Origin of the sequence: Rickettsia endosymbiont of Ixodes scapularis (assembly GCF_000160735.1) — a bacterium.
Taxonomy (GTDB): Bacteria; Pseudomonadota; Alphaproteobacteria; order Rickettsiales; family Rickettsiaceae; genus Rickettsia; species Rickettsia tamurae.
Window position 1 is genome coordinate 971,656 of sequence record NZ_CM000770.1, and the last position, 2,051, is coordinate 973,706.

Genomic DNA, 2,051 nt, shown 5'->3' on the forward strand with positions numbered 1-2,051 from the left:
GGTTTTTATTGCTAATTGGTAAAAAAGACCGACTAATCCAATATTCAGCAACTTTACAAAAATCATCGACAAAATAAAATAATGCGGTAATATCTTTCTTCAAGGGGATATTCTTGTTTTTTTGCTAAAAACTTATATAGAATATCTTCTATCCCTTGTAAATACTTCCATTCCTACCTCTTTTAATCCAGAATTCGGGTTTTTAGTTGTAAAAAAACAATTGTTTTTTAGTTTTTAGGTTTTGTGAACAAAATACAAATTATTTAAAAAACTCCGGTTTAAATAACATAAAGCTATCCTGAGATGATGTAGGTAATGGAGTTAAATTATATTGCGGATCGAAAGCGTTCCCATAAATTTTTTCTATTTTTTGGAGCGAATTTGGAGATTTTAAAGCCAATAATATTGATTTTAAAATAGTAAAAATTGCTATATACGGATCGGTTTCGGGGGAAGATAAGCGATGTTCTAAACGTTTTGGAAAAGAATTTGGAATTCTTACGGCTACGCTTCTATTATTTCCACCGTACGATATATGTGTAGGAGCCATAAATTTTTTATTTATCCGTGAATAATCTAGAGTAGTCGGCATAAAAGCAAGTAGGGTGTCTAACATATAGTGACATAGCCCTTGTGCTGCTAAAATTATATAATAATCATTGAAATCGGAATTAAAATTAATATGAAAATGCATACTATTACCATAATCATCCAAAAACGGCTTAGGAGAAAAATCTATATAACCGTTTAACTGCTGTGCCATTTTTTTTAAAATAGTTTTAATCTCTAATATATTTTTTATATATTGTATTAAGTTTACAGAAGGAGGGAGATCTATTTCAAATTGGTTATTGCCTTTTTCTTTTTTTATTTTAGAAATTTTAAATCTAGCTAAGTATTTTCTTGAAAGTATTTCAAATTTAGCTATATCAATATTGTGGCTTAAATAAAACTCTATTTCTACGCCGATAATAGGGATTAGGTTATAGTCTTGATGAAATTGTGCTATTATTTTTTCCAGCTGTTTATTTTTTTGTAAACGACCAGATAAAGTATTAATAAAACTATTATAATTAATATGGGGTATTTTCATGGAAGGATTAATAAACGGATCAGTTTATTATAAAATTTTTGATAAAACATTCAATAATTCTAGTCATAGATATATAAAAAAAAATAACTCTATAAATGAAACAGAAATAGTTGAAAACAAAAAATCTATTACTACTTATTTTAAAGCACAAGATATTTTAATTTTAAACCAAGTACATGGCAATCAAATTGTTAATACTGATGAGTTCATAATTGCCGTACCTGAGGCAGATGGAAGCATTACAACTAAGAAAAATTTAGTATTAGCGGTACAATCGGCAGATTGTGTACCGGTATTACTTGCAAGCGGCGACGGTAAAATAATCGGAGCGGCACATGCAGGTTGGAAAGGAAGTATAAATAATATTATTAGTAATATAGTTACTAAAATGACAGAAAAAGGAGCAAAGAATTTAATAGCAGTGATAGGTCCTGCTATAGCTCAAAGTTCATATGAAGTTGATGATGAATATTATAAAGCTTTCTTAAGTAAGGATATTAACAATAAACAGTTTTTTATAAACTCTATAAAAGAAAATCATTATATGTTTGATTTACCGGCTTTTGTAGAGTTAAAACTTAAAGAAGCAGGCGTCAAAGATATAAAAAATATTGCTGAAGATACTTACACAAATCCGTTAAAATATCCAAGTAAAAGATACTTATATCATTTGCGAGAACCTTATAATCAGAATATATTATCAGCTATCATAATTAAATAATGGCATTGCTAAATAAATATTGATGGTTTGAAAAAGCTAAGTCATTCTAATAATCTTAGTATTTTAAACTGGATCCCGCGATCAAGTCGCGGGATGACACTGGAAAAACTGACACACGCAACAATGCTCGCTCGCAATAACGATATCTATCTTTATTTAGCAATGCAAAATAACTCTTCATTTATCCGGAGTATATTAATGAATCAAGAGAAACATTACTATCAAATAGTTTATGCA

The 2,051-nt window shown here is 28.7% G+C and carries 2 protein-coding genes; one reads left to right on the forward strand and one right to left on the reverse strand.

Annotation, left to right across the window (positions count from 1 at the left end):
* Positions 1-259: 259 nt before the first annotated feature.
* The gene (locus tag REIS_RS04895) at positions 260-1,093 is read right to left on the reverse strand and encodes a glutamine synthetase family protein (protein WP_008580160.1); all 834 of its coding nucleotides are present in this window, start codon (positions 1,091-1,093) and stop codon (positions 260-262) included.
* On the opposite strand from REIS_RS04895, the gene pgeF reads away from it, so the two are divergent.
* On the forward strand, positions 1,092-1,814 hold the full coding sequence (pgeF, locus tag REIS_RS04900; protein ID WP_008580161.1) for a peptidoglycan editing factor PgeF: 723 nt from the start codon (positions 1,092-1,094) through the stop codon (positions 1,812-1,814). The two genes, REIS_RS04895 and pgeF, sit on opposite strands and share 2 nt — an antisense overlap.
* The last annotated feature ends 237 nt before the right edge of the window (positions 1,815-2,051 follow it).

Excerpts from the sequence above, each read along its gene's own strand:
- pgeF (WP_008580161.1), top strand. The coding sequence starts at position 1,092 with ATGGAAGGATTAATAAACGGATCAGTTTATTATAAAATTTTTGATAAA.
- REIS_RS04895 (WP_008580160.1), bottom strand. The coding sequence starts at position 1,093 with ATGAAAATACCCCATATTAATTATAATAGTTTTATTAATACTTTATCT.